General features: G+C 59.8%; 1 protein-coding gene. It reads right to left on the reverse strand.

Annotated elements, in window-relative coordinates; translation table 11 throughout:
* On the reverse strand, window positions 1-423 hold a 423-nt coding region (locus tag CSC66_RS17490; protein WP_238394456.1), incomplete at its 3' end, for a PKD domain-containing protein.
* Window positions 424-520: the final 97 nt, after the last annotated feature.

Raw genomic sequence — 520 nt, forward strand, 5'->3', positions numbered from 1 at the left:
GTAGGTACCGGCCGCCGCATAGGTGTGGCTGGGGTTGGTCGCGGTGGAGGTGGCGCCGTCGCCGAAGTTCCACGAGCGCGAGGCGATCGAGCCGTCGCTGTCGCTGGAGCTGTCGGTGAAGCTCACGCTCAGGCCGTTGATCGAATCGCTGAAGTTGGCGACCGGCGGCACGTTGCTGCCGCCGCCGCCGATATCGCTGGCCGCGCCGCTGATGATCAGTTCGCCGCGACCGGTGGCCAGGTCATAGCCGGCGCTCGCCGTCTCGCCGCCGTTGTTGCCCGAAGTGATGTCGTGGAAGTCGGACGCGGGCAGCTGGTACAGCAGCGGTGCGGCAAAGCCGACGCCGGAACCCTTGATCGCGATGATCAAAAAAAAAAAAAAAATAACACGATAATTGAACCTGCCCCAAAATAAAACGGACATCTGTGACTGCCCGAAATGCGAAGAAGGGTGCACGATCCAGACATGAAACCCTCACAATACATTACACTGATACACACGCTCAAGCCAACAATCACAA

This window comes from Pseudoxanthomonas kaohsiungensis (assembly GCF_010211765.1).
Classification (GTDB): Bacteria; Pseudomonadota; Gammaproteobacteria; order Xanthomonadales; family Xanthomonadaceae; genus Pseudoxanthomonas; species Pseudoxanthomonas kaohsiungensis.